This is a genomic window from Pararhizobium mangrovi (assembly GCF_006516965.1).
Classification (GTDB): domain Bacteria; phylum Pseudomonadota; class Alphaproteobacteria; order Rhizobiales; family Rhizobiaceae; genus Pararhizobium_B; species Pararhizobium_B mangrovi.
Map to the genome: position 1 here is coordinate 30,300 of NZ_VHLH01000020.1, position 20,696 is coordinate 50,995.

The following is a 20,696-nucleotide window of genomic DNA, read 5'->3' on the forward strand; positions in this document are numbered from 1 at the left end:
TGCCGCCCGGCGTGCATGGTCGACGCCCGTTTGAACATCGAAACCGCGAATTCTGGAGTTGACCCTAGGCGTGGCGCTCGTTTCGGTCCTGACGCCGGCTGCCAATGCGGCGAGAACGATCCTCGCATGCATCGAGTCCGTCGGCTGCCAACGCGACGTCGATCTCGAGCATGTCGTCGTCGACGACGGATCGTGCGATGCGACGGCCGCGCTCGTCGAGGAGGCGTGCCGGGACGATCCGCGATTGAAGCTTGTCCGGCACGAAAGAAGCTTGGGCGCGGGGCCCGCGCGCAATCGTGCTGCCGAAGCCGCCGGCGGCCGTTTCGTCGCCTTTCTCGACGCCGACGATCGCTGGCTGCCGGACAAGCTTTCCACGCAGCTTGCATACATGCGGGGAAATGCCGTCGCCTTCAGCTACGGCGCCTACAGGGTCTATCGCGACGATGCCCCGAGCAAGGCGCGGATCTTCCGTCCGCCGGCCACGCTCTGCTATGCCGATCTGCTTGCCTCCTGCCCGATCGGCTGTTCGACGGTCATGCTGGATCGCGAACGGACCGGGCAAGTGGCGATGCCGGCGATCCGCAGCGGACAGGATTGGGCCTATTGGCTGGCGCTGACCCGCTCGGGCCTGCGTGCGCACGCCTTTCCCGGTGTCCATACCGCTTACACCGTGCGGCGCGGTTCGCTCTCGGCGAACAAGCTCAGGAAACTCAGGGACGTCTTTGCGATCTACCGCGACCAGGAACGGCTTTCGCCGTTGGCGAGTTGCCGTTTTCTCGCCGCGCACGCGCAGTACGTGGTGTCGGGCAAACGGCGGTTTCTCGCTGCGGAGCGCGACGGGGAGCTTTGACGACGTGAGGGCGACGGGACCGGAAAACCTGAAGGCGGTAGAGGGAAGCAACGTCGCGACCCTCGCCGACCCACAAACGCCGATGCTTTCGGTGGTCGTTCCGATCTACCGGCAGTGGGAAAGCGTGCCTGCGCTCGTCACGGCGCTTGCGGACCAGACGCTTTCCGACGCCGCGTTCGAGATCGTGCTGGTCGACAACGAGCCGGACGGGCGCCATACGATTCCATCCTGCATCCAGCGGGAAAACATCGTCGTTTGCCCGTGCGAAGCACCGGGGTCGTATGCTGCGCGCAATGCCGGCGTGCGGGTTGCGCAAGGGGCGTGGCTCGTCTTCACGGACGCCGATTGCCTTCCCGCACCCGGGTGGCTCGAAGCGATGCTCGCCGCGTTCGAAGGTGGCGAGCGTCTCGTCGCGGGTCCGATCGTCGTCAGGGCGTCCGACAGTTCCCCGACCCCGAGCGAGATTTTCGACACCGTGCGCGGTATTCCGCAGGAACGCTACGTTCGCCGCGGTTATGCGGCGACGGCGAACCTCGGTGTCTCTCGCGCGGCGTTCGATGCCGTCGGCGGGTTCGATGCCGCGCGGTTTTCCGGAGGCGACGCGGAATTCTGCCGGCGGTTACGAGGGGAGGGCATCGTTCCGGCCTACGCGCCGGCGGCGCAGGTGGAGCATCCCGCGCGGCGCAGCTGGGCTCAACTGGTCCTTAAGACCCGGCGTGTTAGGGGAGGGCAGCTCGCGCCGGGAACGCCATGGCGGTATCGCTCCTCCATGCGCGTTTTCGCGGGGCTGCCAATCAACGCGTGGCGCCTGGCGCGCGCAAACGGACATAGCGCACGCTATAGATTGATTGCGATCGGCATGCTGTGCGCGTTATGGCCGATCGAACTTGCCGAGGCCTGGCGCCTGCGCCGTGGAGGTGCGGCGGAGCGGCGATGAAGAGGGCCGGAATTGTTACATTCGATGCAGGGATCAGCGACGCTCATGGATGATTTCTTCAAGGACATGCGGCCGTTCTTCCATCGACGCGCGCTGATCTACGTCGATGTCGGCGCACATCATGGCATGGCCTACCAGAGCCTGGCAGAAGCCGGGTTCGATATCCTCGAAGCGCATCTGATCGAGCCGGACCCGCAGAACTTCGAGGCGCTGACCGTGCTTCAGGGTGGCGAAGGGTCCCGCGTCGTCCTGCACAATTTCGCTTCGGGGCGTGGGCCGGGCAGCGCACGCCTTCGTTCGGCCGGCGCGCTCTCGCGGATCGTTACGGCCGACGAGGACGGCAATTGCGATCCCTTGCTCGTCGAGGTCGACGTCGTATCGCTCGACACGCTGTCGCAGAGCTTTGCCTCCAAGCATATCTCCATCCTGAAGATCGACGTCGAGACCTACGATGAAGAGGTGCTCGCCGGAGCGCATGAACTGCTTTCGCAAGGCCGTGTCGATGTCGTTTACGTCGAGGCGGGGATCGATCAGGCGTCCGCGCAGAACAGCTATTACCGCCGGATCGAAGACCTTCTGAACGGCTACGATTACGGCCTCTTCCGCATCTACGAGCAGCACGGCGAATGGATCGAGGACGATCCGCTGATGCGTCGTTTGAACCTCGCCTTCATGAGTCGAAGCTTCGCGGAAAAGAACCCGTATCGGCTCGTGAACGAGCTCTACGCCGCAAGAAACCAAGTGGAAGATATCAGCGAGCGGATGCACTCCGCCGACGCCGCACGCGAGGATGCGCTTGCGAGCATCCGTGTGCTCGAGGAACAGGTAAAGCATTACAACGAAGCGGACTGGGAGCGCAAATTCGTAAAGGCCGACGCAGAGCGCATCACGCTGAGAGCGAAGCTCGAGGAAACGCAGCAGCGCGAACGCACGCTTCTTGAGCAGACATCGGAACTGAAGAGTGCCACGGAGCAGGTTTCGAACCTCGAGAAAAGTCTGAAAAAAAGTTTTGACAAGTTTGAGGAAGAGCGCACCGGGTTCGTCGCGGAGCTGACCCGCCGAAAGGAGAAGGTGCAGTCGCTCGAAAGCCAACTTGCCGAACTTAATGAAGCGCACGAAAAGCTTTCGAACGAGGTTGAAGCGAGCAGAAATGCCGCTACCAAAAGCGAAGCAAAGCGCGAACGGCTAGAGGCGGAACTTGCAGACGAGCGTAATTCGCTCATGACGCGTGAAAAAGAAGCGGAAGCGAACGCCCGGACTGCGTTTTCGGAAGAGCACGAACGGAAGAAGCTCGAACGCCAGCTCGCGCAGGAGCGTGAACAATACGCCGACAAGCTCGCCGAATACGAGAAAGCCTATCAGAAGCTGAAGACGAGCGTGACCTCACCGCTCCTGCGAGAACGCGATTCCTTCGTCAGTTACGCGGACCAGTTAGAGCGACAGTATCTTGCCGTCTTGCACAGCAGGAGCTGGCGTCTGATGCGCCCGGTGCGTGTCGTGCTTCGTAAGGGGCGTGGGTGGTTCGGCAAGCCAAACCACCCCAACCGACTGCCGAAGCGGCCGGGGGCGACGCCGTCCAAACAATTCGCTTCCCTCTTCGAAGGCGAACAGCTCGCTGCCGGATCGGCAGCCCGCAAAGCGAATGGTAGATCGAGTGGTTCGGCCAACGGCGTCGAGCGGCCACAGCCGACAAACATCGCCAAGTCGAAGAATGACTCGCCACCCCGCGTTGCTTCGAACCCTCTGCCTTCCAGCAAACCAGCCGGTGAAGATGTCGATCCGTTGATCTCCCTGCGCACATACGTGCCAGCGAACGAAGACGCGTTGAAGAAGGAATACGCGAGGAAGGGGCTCGACCGGGAGGACGATACGTTCGTCCTTTACCGTATCATCGGCAACGACCTCGTTCCGCGTCACCGCAAAGGTCAGTCGCGCGACAATGTCCGTTTTATCCTCGAGAACGAACCTGAACTGGAGAACTGCGAGAAACGGTGGATCGTCAATCGGATCTTCGATGCGGAAGAAGAGCGACACATCGTTGAACTGCTGGACCGCCATCATCAGGACTATACGGTCATCCCCTTCGATTATCAGGTCTACAAGCACATCGAATGGGACGAAAGCACGCTACCTTCCGAAGGGTTCCTGAACTCAAAAGAATTTTCTAAAATGCAGGGCGAAGAGCAGCGTATGCGGGCGCGCACGGCGACGTACCGGCTGAAGAACATCTACGTCATGAACAATAACGGTGCTCGGAATACCGCGTTGGAAGGCGGTAAGCGTCGTGCAAAGTGGGTTCTTCCCTGGGACGGAAACTGTTTTCTGACGAAGCAGGCATGGAGCGAGATACGCGAGGCGGTCGGGGCCCGTCCTCATCTGAAGTATTTTGCCGTTCCGATGGACCGCGCGGCTTCGAACGATGTTCTGAAGAACGATGGATACGTGCCGAATGCGGTGGAGGAGCCGCAGATCATTTTCCGGCGCGACACGACGGAACGGTTCAACGAGGCGTTCCCCTACGGTCGTCGGCCTAAGGTGGAGATGTTCTGGCGTCTCGGCATGCCGGGGAAATGGGACCGGTATCGCTACGATCCCTGGGACGTGCACGGAAGAGAACCTTCGGAGGACGCCGGTGCCTTCGGGATGGCAGGCTGGGTTGCGCGGCTCTTCTCGGGAATGGCCGATCTCGAACAGACGAGCATGAAAAGCTTCAAGGCACGCGGCATCGTGCGCCAGGAAGCCATCATGGAAACCATCGACCTTGTCGACCGGTTGACGGGGCGGCGGGCCATCCTGCCCGCCCTTCAGATCTATTCGATCGGATTTCTAAACCGGTTGCGCGCAAGTTTGCGTGATGGCGCGGATGATGGCCTCGAAAGGTATGCGCGCGCGATCGTTACGGCGGCAGAAGATGCGATAGGGCGTGGGCCGTTCTCTGTCGTAGACAAGACGAGCCTGCCGCCGAGCGGCGACATTCATGATTACTGGCATCCCGCTCCCTACTGGCATCCGAACCCGAATACAGCGAACCAGTTGCCGTATGTACGCAAGGATGGCGTGCGCGTGGAAGGTACGCAACTTTACGAGGAATCGAGTGATCAATACGACCGTACACGGGTGCAACGGCTTTTCGACGATACGACGACCCTTGTATTCGCTCATCATCTGACCGGCGAACGGCGCTATGCGCAGAGGGCGGCGGAGAATGTTCGTCGATGGTTCGCCGATCCCGAAACGCGTATGTCGCCGCACCTGACGTATTCGCAGGTACGCAGAGGCCACAACAAGGATCTCGGCCAAGCCCGCGGTATCATTGAACTCAAGGACCTCTACTATTTTCTCGATGCTGTGCGGCTGGTCATCCATACCGGTGAACTCGCCATCGAGGATGAACGCGCCTTTCGCGATTGGCTGAAAGAATATGCGGATTGGTTGGAATCGAGCCCACAGGGAGAGAAGGAGCGGGACGGGAATAACAATCACGGGACTTATTTCGACGTCCAGATCGCTTCGATCTACGCTTATCTCGGGAACCGCGACAAGCTGCGTGAGACACTGACGCGATCGCTCGCGCGCCTGCCGGTGCAGATCGACGAAGAGGGTGTTCAGGAAGAAGAGCTGAACCGGCCGACGAGCGCACACTATTGCTGCTTCAATCTTCAGGGCTGGGTTACGCTTCTGAATATCTATCGAGCCTACGGCATGGATGTCGGAAGTTTTGGGCAGCGGCCTCTCAGCCTGTTGCAGGCAGCAATCCAATGGCTGCTAGAAAAGGATCTTGCGAACTGGCCCTATCAGCAGATCGATGCATTCGATAACGAGCGTGGAGCACCGATCGCCCATTTCGCAAAGGCACTTGGCATCGACGTTCCCGCCGCTTATCAGAACGTGGACACGCTCGATTACAAGATGCTGTACGACCCGCATGACGGTATCGCGCCTTACTGGCAGACGGCAGGAGTGAGATGTGAACTCGACGCCAAGACGGTGGATCTGGACATGGCACGGCGCGAACTTCATAAGAATGCAAGGGCAAACGCGCCGTCGACGACACATTGAAGCGTTAAGTCCGAGATCGTTTTTGTCGGTCGTCCAAACGGCCGACCATATATGTTCGAAAGCATTTGATGAAAGAAAGTTCTGCGCAAACGCAGGAAATCTCGACGAAGAAACCGCTGCTTTACATGCATGTCGGTACGCATAAGACCGGCACCACCGCAATTCAGTCGATCTGCCGCCAGAATCGCCGTCGGCTCCTTGAAAAAGGTATTCTCTATCCAGATTTGGCACCGGCTCTCGATGCCGATCCAGCGAGCCATTTGCGGTTTGCTCACGGCATCGCCGGTATAGACCGCGACTTCGGCGACGACGATATCGAAGGTATCGCCAGAAAGTGGCTGGCGGATGCCAAACAGCTTCGCGCCCGGGTCCTCGTCAGCGCGGAAGCGGCCTATCGGCATCTTTATGGTCACGAAGACCTGTCGTGGCTTGCCAGGCGATATCGCTATACCGAGCGCCTGCGTCGCTTCCTCGAAGGCTTCCACGTTCGCGGTCTGTTGATCTTCCGACGTCCCGACAACTTTGCGAGGGCCCTTTATCAGGAACGCGCGATGAACGCCTTCGCCGAGCCGGTGCCCCCATTCGCCCGGTATCGGCGTAGTAACTGGCAGACGTTTCTACGCTATTCCGATCAGGCGGTGATGTACAAGACGATCTTCGACGACTTGAAGATCGCGAAGTATGAAGAGATTGTTGAAAACGGTTCGTTGATCTCCGGTTTCATGGCCCTTCTCGATCTCGACGCTTCGGATTTCGAAGGCAATCAGCACGTCCGGCCTGGAATGAGCGCGATCCAGGTCGAAGTGAAGAAGTACGCAGCGAAGAAGCTGAAGACAAAGGAACACAATGCCGACTTCCTCGCATGGTTGCGCGAAGGGGAAGTCACGGCCGAAATCGAGGGCTACTTCGAACGCGGCGACTACGGCTTCTGGGAAAGCGGAGCGGCTTGGCACGAGTTCTGTTCGGCGGCCATGCTTGAACTCCAGCGCCTTCGCGAAACCGGACTGACGGATAACGAACCTCTGTACGTCTTTCCGAATGCCACCAACGAGATTCCGCCACCCGTGCCTAAACTTCCCGGTGCACTCAAGCGAATGGTGGACGATGCCATCGTGAAATGCGCAGAGCGAAAGCGTACGAGCGAGGACGATCCTTCGTGGGGTTCAGGCGACGAGGAAGCCTAAGGACACGGTTATCGTTCGGACCTGAGCGCTTTTACACTCTGGCTTTATCGGACGGGCCACGCTCACATAAAGCGATTGTCGCGAAGCCATTGTATCAGGAACTCTACGCTTGCTTCCGGCGACGTCCCTTTTGTCTGCAAATGAATTTCCGCGTTCTCGGGCGCTTCGTAGGGTGAATCGATGCCCGTGAAGTTGGCGATTTCGCCGCGTTGGGCGCGGGCGTAGAGGCCTTTCGGGTCGCGGCGCACGCATTCTTCGATCGGGGCGTCGACGAACACCTCGACGAAGTCTCCCGCCGGCAACCGCTCGCGTGCCATTCGGCGTTCTGCCTCGAAGGGGGAGATGAAGGAGACGATCACCAGAAGGCCCGCATCGGCCATCAGCGCTGCCACTTCGGCGACGCGGCGGATATTTTCGACACGGTCGGCCTCGGTGAAGCCGAGGTCACGGTTGAGTCCGTGACGGACATTGTCACCGTCGAGGACATAGGTGTGGTGACCCTGCGCGTAGAGTTGCTTGTCGAGCAGATTAGCGATCGTCGACTTGCCGGAGCCGGAAAGGCCCGTCAGCCAGATCACGCCGGGCTTCTGGTGCTTGATCTCCGCGCGCGCCGCGCGGTCCATCTCGAGCGCCTGCCAGCGCACGTTCGCCGAACGGCGCAGCGGGTAGCGGAAGAGCCCGGCGCCGGCCGTCGCGTTGGTCATCCGGTCGATGAGGACGAAGCTGCCCGTTGAACGGTTGAAACCGTAGGAATCGAAGGCAATCTCGGTCTGCGTGGACAGCGTGCAGGTGCCGATCTCGTTGATCTCCAAAGCCTTGGCGGCCTCGTGAGCCATGGTGTCGACGTTGGTCTTGAACTTCAGGTCCGTGACCGTCGCGTTCACCTGCTGCGTTTCCGTCCGCAGGATGTAGGAACGGCCGGGTAGGAGATGATGGTCGTCGAACCAGATCATTTCGGCTGCGAACTGGTCGGCGACATGGGGGCGCGTCTGCGGCGCGACGAGCATGCTGCCGCGCGAGACGTCGATCTCGTCCTCGAGCTGAAGCGTCACGGCCTCGCCGGCTTCGGCTTCCGTCGCTTCCCCCTGCGGCGTGAAGATCGCCTTCACCCGGGAAGTCTTTCCAGAAAGCGCGACCGCGACCGTGTCGCCCGTCTTGACCGTTCCTGCCGCCACGGCACCGGCGAAACCGCGGAAGTCGAGGTTCGGCCGGTTGACGTACTGCACGGGCAGGCGGAACGGCGCGGCGGCGAGATCCTCCTCGACATCGATCCGTTCGAGATGCTCGAGCAGGGTCGGCCCGTCGTACCATGGCATATGCGTGGAGCGGGCGGTGACATTGTCGCCGTGGCGCGCCGACATGGGGATCGGGACGACGGATTCGAAGCGCATTTCAGCGCCGATCGCGTTGAAATCTTCGACGATCTCGTCGAAACGCGATCGGCTATAGTCCATCAGGTCGATCTTGTTGATCGCAAGCACGACGTGGCGAATGCCGAGCAGCGAAGCGATGAAGCTGTGCCGGCGCGTTTGCGTCAGCACGCCCTTGCGCGCATCGACGAGGAGAACGGCGACGTCGGCCGTCGAGGCGCCGGTCGCCATGTTGCGCGTATACTGCTCGTGACCGGGCGTGTCGGCGACGATGAACTTGCGTGCCGCCGTCGCGAAGTAGCGATAGGCGACGTCGATGGTGATGCCCTGTTCGCGTTCGGCCTCAAGACCGTCGATAAGGAGGGCGAAGTCGATGTCGTCGCCCGTCGTGCCGTAGCGATGCGAGTCGCGTTCCAGGGCTGCAAGCTGATCCTCGAAGATCAGCTTCGTGTCGTAGAGCAAGCGGCCGATCAGCGTCGACTTGCCGTCGTCGACGGAACCGCAGGTGAGAAAGCGCAGGAGCGACTTGTTTGGCTGCCGGCCGAGCTCGGTGCGCAGGCTTGCTTCGTCGGCGGAAGGTTCGGCCGGCATCAAAAATACCCCTCGCGCTTCTTCTTTTCCATCGATCCTGCCTCGTCGCGGTCGATAAGGCGGCCCTGACGCTCCGAAGTGCGCGCCGTCAGCATCTCGCCGACGATCGCCTCCACCGTGTCGGCGGGGGAGTCGATCGCGCCGGTAAGGGGATAGCAGCCGAGCGTACGGAAGCGCACCATCCGCTCCTGGATCGTCTCGCCGGGGTGAAGCTTCATCCGGTCGTCGTCGACCATGATCAGCATGCCGTCGCGCTCGACGATCGGGCGGCGAGCGGCGAAATAGAGCGGGACGACGGGAATGTCTTCCTGCAGGATGTACTGCCAGATGTCGATCTCGGTCCAGTTCGACAGAGGAAAGACGCGGATCGATTCACCCTTGCCGATGCGCGTGTTGAAGATCTTCCACATTTCCGGACGCTGGTTCTTCGGGTCCCAGGCGTGGCCGGAATTGCGGAAGGAGAACACCCGCTCCTTGGCGCGCGACTTTTCCTCGTCGCGGCGCGCACCGCCGAAGGCAGCGTCGAAGCCGTGCGTGTCGAGTGCCTGGCGCAACGCCTCCGTCTTCATGACGTGCGTGTGGAGGTTCGAACCGCTGTCGAAGGGATTGATGTTCCGACGAACGCCATCCTCGTTGATGTGGACGATCAGGTCGATCCCGAGGCGCTTTGCCGTCTCGTCGCGGAAGCGGATCATCTCCTTGAACTTCCACGTCGTGTCGACATGCAGCAGCGGGAACGGCGGCTTCGCGGGATAGAACGCCTTCATGGCAAGATGCAGCATGACCGCCGAATCCTTGCCGATGGAATAGAGCATCACCGGTTTGGCGAAGGTCGCGGCGACTTCCCGGAGAATATGGATCGACTCGGCTTCGAGACGCTGGAGATGGGTTTGCATTCGGCTCTCATACGTCGAGCGGGGAAAGATGCACGGTCTTCGACCGGAGACATGAAGGACGGTATGGACAGCATGTCTAACGGCTCGATCGGGCCCGGACAAGTCTGGTACCAACGGCCTCTGTCCGTGACCCCGTAAGGATTTTCATAGGATAACTGAACTGATCCACTGCCGTCGGATCACGGGAGGTTCCGATGGCGGTAGAAATTACCCGAACGTGCTATCCGCCTGCGGTTCTTTGCGAAGCGGTGGTGCAAAGTTCGGATGCGAAGGCGGCGCGGCGCATGCTTGCGATCGCGCTCGTTCTGGAAGGCGTGGATCGTCGCTTGTCCGCACCCTGACTGCCTCGCAATCAGCGTCTTCGACTGCTACGAGACATCGTTCAATGCTGCTGCGACGCCTGGACTTCTTCGCAGACGATCCAGAACGCATTCAAACAATCGCCGACCGGCAATACGCCAGAACGGTCGATGGTTAGGGCCTTTGGTATGAGACACACGTCGTGCCGGTCCCGCTCCGGGCTGTCGACGTCGCGGGACTTGCGGAGACGACCAAGGTCACCGGGTTTCAGGCCGGCCGCGAAGACGACCGGGCAACCAATCTCAGCTGCCGATCGACTCGCGTACCGCGCGACTGGCGCTGTCGCGTCCCACGCCGAAGAGGTTCAAGCCGTAGCGTGCGGCGACGGCCGGGTCGTAGATGTTGCGCCCGTCGAAGATTACGGGATGGGTGAGCGTCGCCTTGATGTGCTTGAAGTCGGGAACACGGAAGTTCTTCCACTCCGTGGCGAGGATCAGCGCGTCGGCGCCGGTTAGAACGTCGTCGCGCTGCTCGCACAGGACGAGGTCGTCCCGCTCGCCGTAGATTCGGCGGCATTCCTCCATTGCTTCCGGATCGTGCGCGCGCACCTTCGCTCCCGCTTCCCAGAGCAGCTCCATCAAAACGCGGGCAGGGGATTCGCGCATGTCGTCGGTGTTCGGCTTGAAGGCGAGACCCCACAGGCCGAAGGTGCGCCCGGCGAGTTCGCCGTCGAAATAGCGCGTGATCTTGTCGAAGAGCATGCGCTTCTGCTTGGCATTGCGATCTTCCACCGAACGCAGGACCTCGGCGTCGAAGCCGACGCTTTCGGCGGTATGGATCATCGCCTTGACGTCCTTCGGGAAGCAGGATCCGCCATAGCCGATGCCGGGATAGATGAACTGATAGCCGATGCGCGGATCCGAGCCGATGCCGAGACGCACCTTCTCGATGTCGGCGCCGAGGATGTCGGCGAGGCTCGCCATCTCGTTCATGAAGCTGATCTTGGTGGCGAGAATGCAGTTGGCCGCGTACTTCGTCATTTCCGCACTGTAGACATCCATCAGGATGATCTTGTCGTGGTTGCGGTTGAACGGGGCGTAGAGCTCGCGCAGGCGCTGGCCGCTATCGGCGCGGTCGACGCCGATGATGATGCGGTCGGGCTTCGTGCAGTCGGCGACGGCCGAACCCTCCTTGAGGAATTCGGGGTTCGAGGCGACGTCGTAGTCCAGATCTTCGCGGCCGCGCGCCTTGAGCACGCGTGCGATCTCGGCGCGCACCTTGGCCGAGGTGCCGACGGGAACCGTCGACTTGGTCACGACGATGCGTGGCTCCTCCATATGCTCGGCGATCGTCGCGGCGACGGCGAGCACGTATTGCAGATCCGCGGATCCATCCTCGTCGGACGGCGTGCCGACGGCGATGAAGATGACCTCTCCCGCGCGGATCGCGGCGGGGGCGTCCGTAGTGAAGGTCAGTCGCTCCGCTTCGGCATTGTCCTTGAGAAGCGTGCCGAGGCCGGGCTCGAAGATCGGCACTTCTCCGGCCTTCAACCGAGCGACGCGCGCCTCGTCGATGTCCACGCATATGACCTCGTAGCCCGCATCCGCGAACACTGCTGCCTGGACGAGCCCGACGTAACCGGTGCCGAAAATGGTGATCTTCACGGTATGGATCCTTTAGAAGCTGTGCATCCTGGTGGAGGGACGTCCGAAAGCCCCCGGCCTCTTCGCCTCGAACAAGTCGAGCATCGACCGCGACGCTCTAATGGAGTGTCCGGCGCATGTCGATGGATCGCGGCGATCAACCGCAGAAATCCCGGTACCACGATACGAACGCCTCGAGACCGGTCTCGAGCGGCGTGTCGGGCGAAAAGGAGAAATCGCGTTGAATCGCGTCGATATCGGCAGCGGTATACGCCATGTCGCCCGGCTGGGCCGGCAGTTCCTCGATCTTCGCCTTGACGCCGAGCAGCGATTCCAGCGTCGAGACCATCTTGCCGACGGGCTCGGGCCGGTTGTTGCCGATGTTGTAGATGGCGTGCGCCGGCCGCGAGGCATCGCGGGGACTGTCGTGAATGGACAGCACGCCCTTCACGGCATCGTCGATATAGGTGAAGTCGCGCTTGCCCCGCCCGGCATCGAAAAGGCGGATGGGCGCACCCCGGCGCATGGCTTCCGTAAAGAGCCAGTAGGCCATGTCGGGCCGGCCCAGGGGACCGTAGACCGTGAAGAAGCGGATGCCCGTCTGGCGAAAGCCGTAGAGATGGGCGTAGCTCGCGCTCATCAGTTCGTCGGCGCGCTTCGTGGCGGCGTAGAGCGAGACCGGCGTATCGACGCGGTCGTCCTCGGAGAAGGGGACCTTGGTATTGCCGCCGTAGACGGAACTCGACGAGGCGTAGACAAGGTGTTGGAGGCTTGCGTTGTGGCGGCAATATTCGAGCACCTGAAGGTGCCCGACGACGTTGGAGCGCGCGTAGACGTGCGGGTTGTCGATCGAATGGCGTACGCCCGCTTGTGCTGCGAGATGGACGACATGCGTGATGTGCTCGTCGCGCGTGGCATCGCGAAGAACGCCCTCTTCGGCGATGTCGCCGCGATTGAAGGCGAAGGTATCGTATCGACGCAGGCCTTCGAGCCGGGCCGTCTTGAGCCCAACATCGTAATAGGGATTCAGATCGTCGATACCAACGACGCGGTCACCGCGCTCGAGCAGGTGACGGGAGACGTGATATCCGATGAAGCCGGCGGCGCCGGTAACCAGTGTCGTCAATAGTGATCTCGATCTGAAACGGCGAAGACTGGACGTGCGCTACGTCGTGCCGGAAAAAGGTTGCGGGTCCTTTTAGGCTAGGCGATGGCAATTAACACTGCCTTATTGCCAATCTGCGATGAACGGACGCGCGAGGCGTGAAGCGAACCGGCTTCTACGAACCGTTTCGCGATGCGGCGGCGAGCTCAAATCGGAGACGTCGCCGCCTTGCGATCTTACGTCTTTTCGCCATGCTTCGCGTGTGGTGTCCGGTTCGATGCTTGCAGAGAGGCTTTTTGGAATGGATGATGTCGCCCGCGCAATCGCTCCCTATTTCTGCCGTACGCGGGTCGTGTGCATCGAGGTCGGCGACGGCGCAACGCGTCTTGCCCGGGCCTTGGAGAGCCAGTCCATCGAGCTGCGCGAGAGCCGTTCGTTCCATATTGGCAAAGATGAGGAGGGGCGTGAGGGGACCGTCACGCTCGATGCCTGCCTGGACGAAATCCGCGATCTGATCGCCGTCACCTTCGACGACGTCGTGCTTGCGGTTTACGACGAACGCTTGGTGCAGCCGGTGATGAACGCGCTGGAACCGGAACTTTCGGTCGGACCGATCGGTATCGTCGTGGCGAACGTCCCCTGGACACGCGCAGATGACGGAGCCGGGGAGGCTGGCTGGAGCATACGCGAGGTCGACGATTTCCTCGGTGGGGCGGGATACGGCAGTTTCGGATTCTACGAGCAGCGCGAGGCGCTGCCGGCACCGGATGCCGGGCAGGAGGCCGCGACGCTGCTGCGCGGTGTGAGCGCGGTATTCATCGATCGCGAGTTCAACGGCCGCAGGCCCTATGCGCTGATGTGTGAACTCTTCGACGCCCGTCGCGAGACCCGCTCGCGCGCGGCGCAAACCCGAATGGTAGCCGTGTTACCGGAGCGGCTGATCCTCGTCGAAAATTCGACCGTCAAGAAGAGGAACACGGTGCGTACGCGCACCGTCCGCTCCGACGTTGCGGGATCGCAGGACGAGAACGAAGTTCCCGAGACGCTGATCGTCATGCTCGTCCACGATGTCACCGTGGCGATCGAGACCGCTGCAATGCTTCTCGAACGGGCGGGCAGGCCGAGCCGGGTCGTGCTGCTCGAACTGGAAAAGATCGCCTCGCTACGGAGTGCTGTCGAGGCCGTCGTTGTCCGTTTCAGCCCCGAATTCTTCGTCGTCGTTTCGGATACGGTGGTCCCAAGCCGGGACTGGCTCGAACAGGCACATGCTACCCTGAACGAAAGCGGTGGCGACGTATGTCGCTTCGGCGGATCCGATGGATCGGTGGATGCCGCGACGGAAGTTCTACTGATCCGGAACGCCTTTTGCGCCGGGCTTTACGGGGAAGCCAGGTTTTTCAATTCATACCGCTCGCTTGCCGTCGCCCTGTCGGAAATCGCCGAACGCGCCCGGCGCGCGGGAACGCTTGTCCGCTCGCCGGAAGGCGTGCTCGTCGAGCCCGACATGCACGGCATCGAGACCCCGTCGGCAGATGCCGCGCGCGCTGCTGCAGAGGACGACGACCTCTATAAGCGCAGACAAATGGAGGATTTCGACGTTCCCGCCAGCCCGTCCGCATCCATGCGGCCACGAACATATGTTCCCGGTAAAGCGGTATCCGTCGGTACCGTCGAGACCGGAATCCGGATCGAAAACGCGGCAGCACCCACGTTCGGGCCGGAGTCGGCAAACGACGAGGTCGTGGTGTTGATGCCGGCGATCAATCTGGACAAGGCGCTCGTCACCGCGCGCCGGCTCGTTGCGCGCGCGGGCGTGAAGACGACGGTCCTCATTCTCCACGATGCCGACCGCGACGGCTTCATCCCGGTCGTCAATCGCGCGTTCGCGGCGACGCAGGCACCCTTCGTGGTCTATCTCGCCGAGGACGCGGTTCCGGGCTATGATTGGCTCAAGCAGGGACTGAACCGGCTGAAGGAAACCGGCAAAGGCCTGCTCGCCTTCAACTGCGGCAAATGGCACGGCCGGCTTGCCTCCTTCGGGCTGGTGCGGCGCGCATGGGTGCGCACCGTCTACGACGATGCGCTTCTGTACCCGGGCTACCGGGCGCACAAGGCCGACAACGAGATATCGGTGATCGCGCGCGTCGAGGATGCCTATGTCTACTGCCGCGAATGCGTGCTGATGGAAAACGACCCGCAGAAGAACTTTCGGGAAAACGTGCCTCAGGATCGCGATCTCTTCCAGGACCGCTTTCGTTCGGGCTTCGAGGGCCGCGTGGATTTCGAAAAGCTTCGCCCGCTTGCCGAGGAATACTTCGTCCCGCTCGAAGAGCCGGCGCAGGCCGGTTGAGCCGGCTGCCTACTTCGCCCTTATGAGGGCGGAGAGCTCGCCCAGCCGTCTTTCGAGCAATCCCCCGTCGGCGCGGGTTTCCACGTTGAGACGCAAGAGCGGTTCGGTGTTGGAACTGCGAAGGTTGAAGCGCCAGTCGTCGAAGGCCATCGAAAGACCGTCGATCTCTTCGATCTCGGGATCGGCGGCGAGGTAGTGCTCGGCAATTCGCCACCGTGTCGTTTCCGGATCGTCGACGGTGAAATTGACTTCGCCCGAGCAGGGAAACGCTTCGATGCGCTCCTGCACGAGGTCGTAAAGCCTCGTTCCCGTCGCCGAGATTTCCGCCGCAATGGCGAGCCACGGCAGCATGCCGGTGTCGCAATAGGCGAATTCGCGGAAATAGTGATGGGCGCTCATCTCACCGCCATAGGCGGCGTCTTCGTCGCGCATCATGGCACGGAAGAAGGCGTGGCCGACGGGGCACGGCTTGGCCGTGCCGCCGGCTTTCGCGACGATGTCCTCAGTGTTCCATACGAGACGGGGATCGTGAAGAATGGTGGCGCCCGGTTCGCCGGCGAGCACCATGCGCGCGATCAGGCCGACGAGGTAATAGCCCTCGATGAAGCGGCCCGTGTGGTCGTAGAAGAAGCAGCGGTCGAAGTCGCCGTCCCAGGCAATGCCGAGGTCGGCGCCGGTTTCGATCACGGCACGGCTCGCCCGGTCGCGTTTGTCCGGCAGGAGCGGGTTCGGCACGCCGTTCGGCAGGCGCGCGTCGGGCTCGTGGTCGACCTTCACGAAGGTGAAAGGCAGATACGGCTCCAGCGCGTCGATAACCGGCCCGGCACATCCGTTTCCCGCATGGCAGACGATGGTCAGCGGCACGAGATCGCGATCGGCGACCCTTTCGAGCAGGCGTTCGATGTAGGGCGTACGGTCGAGCACGGGATGAAGTCCGCCACGGGCGGAAAAGACAGGGACACGAGCGAGGTCGCCGAACTGGCGAACCCGTTCCTCGATGCCATCGAAGGCATTGTCGCGGGTGGCGGCGGTGGCACCCTTCAACACCATCTTGATGCCGTTGTCGCTTGCCGGGTTGTGGCTGGCCGTCACCATCAGGCCGGCATCGGCATCCGTGCGCGCGGTATGGAAATAGACTTCTTCCGTACCGCACTGTCCGAGCGGCAGGACGTCGACGCCGCAGTCCAGGAACCCTTGAGCAAGGGAAGACGCAAGTGCGGGGCTGTCGGCGCGCATGTCGTGGCCGAGCACGACCGCCGAAGGCTGCAAGCGCATGCTTGCCGCCTGTGCAAAGCGATAGGCGAAGGCGGCGTTGATCTCGCCCGGGATCGAGCCGCGCACGTCGTAGGCCTTGAAGGGGGCAGCCATCGTTTCCTTCCTCCGCTTGCCTGTCCGCTGATCGTATGTCCACTGATCGTATGTCCTCAGATCGCCGTAGGCCCTCCAGTCGGCCGTTGCAACGGCTCAAAGGGTCGTGCGAAACAAGCGTTTCGCGCGAACGGGCGAACTGTGCGAAGGCAGTGGACCCGTCCGCCTCTTTGCGGCAGTGTCGCGGCGAAAGCCGGACACGGCATGCCATGCGAAGAAGGCCGACGACGATGACGATCCTGGTGACCGGCGGGGCGGGCTATATCGGCTCGCATACGGTGCTGGCGCTGCTCGAAGCGGGAAACGAGGTGGTCGTCGTCGACAGCCTCGTCAACGCGAACGCCGAATCGCTGCGGCGGGTTTGCGCACTCGCCGGCAGGCACGTTCCGCTCGAACGTGGCGACGTGCGCGACCGGGCCTTCATGGAAACCGTGCTCAGGCGTTACGGCTGCACGGCCGTCGTGCATTTCGCCGGTCTCAAGGCGGTCGGCCAGTCCGTCGCGGAACCGCTCGACTATTACGAGGTGAACGTCGCCGGCACCGTGTCGCTGCTTCAGGCGATGCGCGCGAGCGGCGTGCGGTCCTTCGTCTTTTCCTCTTCGGCGACGGTCTATGGCGAGCCGCAGGTGCTGCCGATCCCGGAAAACCATCCCTTCGCGCCGGCGAGCCCCTACGGGCGCAGCAAGGCGATGGTGGAAGAAATTCTCGCCGATCTCGCCGGAAGCGAGGCCGGTTGGCACATCGCCACGCTTCGCTACTTCAATCCGGTCGGCGCGCACGAAAGCGGTGCGATCGGCGAGGCGCCCTCCGGCATACCCGACAATCTCATGCCCTATGTCGCGAAGGTCGCCGGCGGCAAGCTTTCGCATCTGCGCGTCTTCGGCAACGACTACCCGACCCCCGACGGCACCGGGGTGCGCGACTATATCCACGTCGTCGATCTGGCAGAAGGGCACGTGCGCGCGCTCGACCATCTGGCCGCCGGTCCCGGCCATTTCTCCGTCAATCTCGGCACCGGCAGGGGGACGAGCGTTCTCGAACTGGTCGCAGCCTTCCGCCACGCGTCGAACCGGGAGATTCCCTGCGAGATCGTCGAGCGGCGGCCGGGCGACATCGCCGAATACTATGCCGATCCAGCGCTCGCCGGATCGCTGTTCGGCTGGCAGGCGAAACGTTCGGTACGGGAGATGTGCGCGGACACCTGGAACTGGCAGTCGAAGAACCCGAACGGCTACGACGAGGCGTAAGCAGGCACCTTCGCTGCGACGTGCAGGCCGCATTCGCGCGTGTCGTCGCGCTCCCACCACCAGCGTCCGGCCCGCTCGCTTTCGCCCGGCTTGACGGCGCGCGTGCACGGTTCGCAGCCGATCGAGGGATATCCCCGCGCATGCAGCGGATTGACCGGCACGTCGTGCGCCGCGACATAGGCACGTACGTCCTCGCCCGACCAGTCCGCGAGCGGGTTGACCTTGAGAAGGCCCCGTTCGCCGTCCCATTCGGCAAACGGCGTCGAAGCGCGCGCGCCCGACTGGTCGCGTCGTAGCCCGGTAACCCAGACGTCGGCACCCTTGAGGGCGCGGGCAAGGGGCACGAGCTTGCGCGCGTGGCAGCAGGCATGGCGCGCCTCGCGGCTTCCATAGAAGCCATCGACGCCGTAGCGGGCGGTGAAGTCTTCGACATCTTCCGCACGCGGGCGATAGGCGACAATGTCGAGCCCGTAGCGTACCCGCGTCTCGGCAAGCAGCGCCTCGGTCTCGGGGAACAACCTTCCCGTGTCGAGCGTCGCGAGATGGATCCCGCGAGCCGCACCGGCGATGGCGGCGGTCAGCACCTGGTCCTCGACGCCGAGGCTCGTCGTCATGACAGCGCGGTGCGCGATCGCCGCGATCCGCACGAGCCGCGCGTCGAGGGTAAGGGCAGGTAGCGTACGGCCGAGTTCGAATGCTGTGTCTGCGTTCACGGGGGTCATCGCAAAATCACCAAGGGGATCGATATGCGCGATACGGTGACAGCAGATCGTGCGACGGCCAAGAAACGGACCTGCATGGAACACGGGCCCGTTAGAGCAGTTTTTCAAATTATCGTGACGACGCGAAACGTCCGGTTCGGCGCGAAAATCAGAAAGGGTTAACCCACGCGGATTAGTTGTTGGGCCAACCCAACGATCCGCTCCGAACGTCAGCCGTATCTCCGATCATGGCCCTCACAACCGACTGCGAAACCATTCGCCAGGAAGTCCTTGCCGCCTACCGCGCCGCGGGGGCGACGGGCGAGGACGATTTCCTCCAGATCACCGAGCTTGCCGCGCGCATCTTCGACATGCCGAATGTGTGCGTCTCCTTCGTCGACGAGACGTGGCACGCAGTATCGCGTGTCGGCGACTTCGTCTCGCGCAACCGGCGCGAGGACGTGATGTGCACGGTGACGATCGAGAGCGACGAAGTCTTCGTCGTGCCCGATGCAGGCATCGATCCGCGCTTTCGCAACAGCCCGCTGGTCAAGGGCGCGAACGGGGTGCGTTTTTATGCCGGTGCGCCGCTCATAACGCCCGAGGGTACGCGGGTCGGCACACTGTGCATCTTCGACAGCAGGCTGCGGACCTTTTCGCGCGAGCAGACGAGCATGCTCGGCACGCTCGCCGGTTTCGTCGTTGAGCGCATGGAGCTTCGCCGTCACCTGCACGACGCCAATCTGGATGCGCTTACCGGCCTCCTGAACCGCCAGACACTGCAGCGTGCGATGGAGCATGCGGGTGACGAAGCGACATTGCTCCTCGTCGACCTCGACGGTTTCAAGGAGGTCAACGACACGCTCGGCCACGCAGTGGGCGACCGCGTGTTGCAGGCCGTGGGCACGAGGCTCGCGACCGTCGCCGAAGGCAACGGCCTCGCCGCGCGTCTGGGCGGCGACGAATTCGTCGTCTTCGTCGATGGCAGCGCCGATCCGCTCGCCGGCCGCGGGCTTGCCGAGAGGATCATCGAGCACATTTGCGAGCCGATCGCGATCGACGGCGAGGAATTGCGTCTCGGTTCGAGTATCGGCATGGCGCTCCGCTCGGAAGGGAGGATCTCGCCCGTCCAACTTCTCGGAAACGCAGATCTCGCGCTCTACAGCGCCAAGGCCGATGGGCGCGGGCGCGTTCACCTTTTCAACCAGTCGATGCGCAGCCGTGCGATCGATCGCGGCAACGTGGCACTGGAACTGGAGGATGCGTGGGAATCGAACGAGTTCGTCATGCACTACCAGCCGCAGGTCAACCTCGCCGACGGCAGCCTCCTCGGAGCGGAAGCGCTTCTGCGCTGGAAGTACCCCTATCAGGGTTTCATCGCTCCCGCGGCTTTCATCGGGGTCCTCGAGAAGAGCGCGCTCGCCGAGCGCATGGGCGAATGGATCCTGCGCGACGGGTGCCGTCAGGCCAAGCGCATGCGCACGCTCGGCGCATCGGATTTCCGCATGGCGGTGAACCTCTTCGGCATCCAGTTCCGCGCGCGTACGCTGCCCGATCAGGTCGAGAGGCTTCTCGGTGAATTCGACCTCCCGCCGGATGCACTGGAACTGGAGGTGACGGAGACGATCGCGCTCGATCGCCAGACGCATATCAAGCAGCAGCTCGAAACGCTCAAGGAGATGGGCGTCGGCATCGCACTCGACGATTTCGGAACCGGCTTCGCATCGCTTTCCGCTTTGAGAACCTGTCCGTTGACGCGGCTCAAGGTCGATCGCAGCTTCGTGCGCGGCATCGAGACGAGCGAAGCGGATCGGGCGATCATCGATTCGGTGATCCGGCTCACCAAAGGCTTCGATCTGGACCTTACGGTGGAAGGCGTCGAGACAGAAGCGCAGGCAGCGTTCCTGCGTGAACGCGGATGCCGTGAGGCGCAGGGCTTCCTTTACGCCAAGGCGCTGCCGGTCGCCGATCTCGAACGCGACTGGATCGCCGGCGGAGAACGGCCGCACGAACTGGCCGGCTGACCGACCGGCTCGGGGCCGGCACGGTCTCGGACCGCCGCATGGCGAACGCCGCGAACGGCGAAGATCGTCCC

The 20,696-nt window shown here is 62.5% G+C and carries 13 protein-coding genes; 7 read left to right on the forward strand and 6 right to left on the reverse strand.

Features of this window, described 5'->3' with window-relative positions; genetic code table 11:
* Positions 1 to 70 precede the first annotated feature (70 nt).
* From FJU11_RS11280 to FJU11_RS18325, 4 genes are all read left to right on the forward strand, one after another.
* Positions 71 to 850, forward strand: coding sequence for a glycosyltransferase family 2 protein (locus FJU11_RS11280; protein WP_181408154.1), 780 nt, complete (start codon positions 71 to 73; stop codon positions 848 to 850).
* A 4-nt stretch (positions 851 to 854) separates the two neighbouring features.
* Complete coding sequence (locus FJU11_RS11285; RefSeq protein ID WP_235890995.1) at positions 855 to 1,787, forward strand: glycosyltransferase family 2 protein; 933 nt, start codon at positions 855 to 857, stop codon at positions 1,785 to 1,787.
* A 45-nt stretch (positions 1,788 to 1,832) separates the two neighbouring features.
* On the forward strand, positions 1,833 to 5,846 hold the full coding sequence (locus FJU11_RS11290; RefSeq protein WP_181408155.1) for an FkbM family methyltransferase: 4,014 nt from the start codon (positions 1,833 to 1,835) through the stop codon (positions 5,844 to 5,846).
* Positions 5,847 to 5,911: 65 nt separating this feature from the next.
* Positions 5,912 to 7,030 carry a hypothetical protein gene (locus FJU11_RS18325; protein WP_181408156.1) on the forward strand — a complete coding sequence of 373 codons (1,119 nt, stop codon included), beginning with the start codon at positions 5,912 to 5,914 and terminating at the stop codon, positions 7,028 to 7,030.
* Between the two features lie 62 nt (positions 7,031 to 7,092).
* Here the strand turns inward: FJU11_RS18325 and cysN are convergent, their stop codons facing one another.
* The 4 genes from cysN to FJU11_RS11320 form a co-directional block, all read right to left on the reverse strand.
* Positions 7,093 to 8,991 (reverse strand): sulfate adenylyltransferase subunit CysN, encoded by a 1,899-nt coding sequence (gene cysN, locus FJU11_RS11305; protein ID WP_141167160.1) that lies wholly within the window; start codon positions 8,989 to 8,991, stop codon positions 7,093 to 7,095.
* Entirely contained in the window at positions 8,991 to 9,887 is an 897-nt protein-coding gene (gene cysD / locus FJU11_RS11310; protein ID WP_141167161.1) for a sulfate adenylyltransferase subunit CysD, read from the reverse strand. Before cysD ends, cysN begins: the two co-directional genes overlap by 1 nt.
* A gap of 602 nt (positions 9,888 to 10,489) precedes the next feature.
* Positions 10,490 to 11,851, reverse strand: coding sequence for a UDP-glucose dehydrogenase family protein (locus FJU11_RS11315; RefSeq protein WP_141167162.1), 1,362 nt, complete (start codon positions 11,849 to 11,851; stop codon positions 10,490 to 10,492).
* Between the two features lie 136 nt (positions 11,852 to 11,987).
* Positions 11,988 to 12,956 (reverse strand): NAD-dependent epimerase/dehydratase family protein, encoded by a 969-nt coding sequence (locus FJU11_RS11320; RefSeq protein WP_141167163.1) that lies wholly within the window; start codon positions 12,954 to 12,956, stop codon positions 11,988 to 11,990.
* 280 nt (positions 12,957 to 13,236) lie between these two features.
* Between FJU11_RS11320 and FJU11_RS11325 the strand changes: the two genes are divergently transcribed.
* Positions 13,237 to 15,285: a hypothetical protein gene (locus FJU11_RS11325; protein ID WP_141167164.1), complete on the forward strand. Its 2,049-nt coding sequence runs from the start codon at positions 13,237 to 13,239 to the stop codon at positions 15,283 to 15,285.
* A 9-nt stretch (positions 15,286 to 15,294) separates the two neighbouring features.
* On the opposite strand, the gene FJU11_RS11330 is transcribed toward FJU11_RS11325, so the two are convergent.
* Positions 15,295 to 16,653, reverse strand: a complete 1,359-nt coding sequence (locus tag FJU11_RS11330) for a phosphohexomutase domain-containing protein (RefSeq protein ID WP_141167165.1) — start codon at positions 16,651 to 16,653, stop codon at positions 15,295 to 15,297.
* Between the two features lie 230 nt (positions 16,654 to 16,883).
* Here FJU11_RS11330 and galE point away from each other — a divergent pair, with 230 nt between their 5' ends.
* Positions 16,884 to 17,900: a UDP-glucose 4-epimerase GalE gene (galE, locus tag FJU11_RS11335; RefSeq protein WP_141167166.1), complete on the forward strand. Its 1,017-nt coding sequence runs from the start codon at positions 16,884 to 16,886 to the stop codon at positions 17,898 to 17,900.
* On the opposite strand, the gene FJU11_RS11340 is transcribed toward galE, so the two are convergent.
* Complete coding sequence (locus FJU11_RS11340) at positions 17,885 to 18,622, reverse strand: phosphoadenylyl-sulfate reductase (RefSeq protein WP_141167167.1); 738 nt, start codon at positions 18,620 to 18,622, stop codon at positions 17,885 to 17,887. The genes galE and FJU11_RS11340 overlap by 16 nt on opposite strands.
* Before the next feature lie 227 nt (positions 18,623 to 18,849).
* On the opposite strand from FJU11_RS11340, the gene FJU11_RS11345 reads away from it, so the two are divergent.
* Positions 18,850 to 20,625: a putative bifunctional diguanylate cyclase/phosphodiesterase gene (locus tag FJU11_RS11345; RefSeq protein ID WP_141167168.1), complete on the forward strand. Its 1,776-nt coding sequence runs from the start codon at positions 18,850 to 18,852 to the stop codon at positions 20,623 to 20,625.
* Positions 20,626 to 20,696 lie beyond the last annotated feature (71 nt).